This window comes from Streptomyces sp. URMC 126, from assembly GCF_051386555.1.
In the GTDB taxonomy this organism is placed as follows: domain Bacteria; phylum Actinomycetota; class Actinomycetes; order Streptomycetales; family Streptomycetaceae; genus Streptomyces.
In genome coordinates this window covers 1-268 of sequence record NZ_JBPQTX010000913.1, presented here as the reverse complement: position 1 = coordinate 268, position 268 = coordinate 1, and the positions used below count along the sequence as shown (strand labels likewise).

Here is a 268-nt window from a genome sequence, read left to right as displayed (position 1 = left end):
CCGTACTGGACTCGAACTAATCTCGTGGCCGCGGACGAAGACACCGGTGATGGCGGGTTCCCGGAGCCCCATCAGCAGGGCGAACAGGGTGGCCTCCACCGCGGCCCCCTCGCCGGCGGTGCGTGCTACACCTCCGAGGATAGCCGCGAGGGGCGGCCAGGCGGAGGCGTCGACGAGTACCAGGTCGGCATCTTTCCCGCGGTCCAGGTTGCCGAAGCGGGCCGCGGAGTCCAGCGCCTGCGCCCCGGCCAGGGTGCCGGTGTAGAGC

At 71.6% G+C, this 268-nt stretch carries 1 pseudogene; it reads right to left on the bottom strand.

Annotation, left to right across the window (positions count from 1 at the left end):
- Positions 1–268, bottom strand: a pseudogene (locus tag ACSNOK_RS34470) (hypothetical protein); the annotation flags it as partial.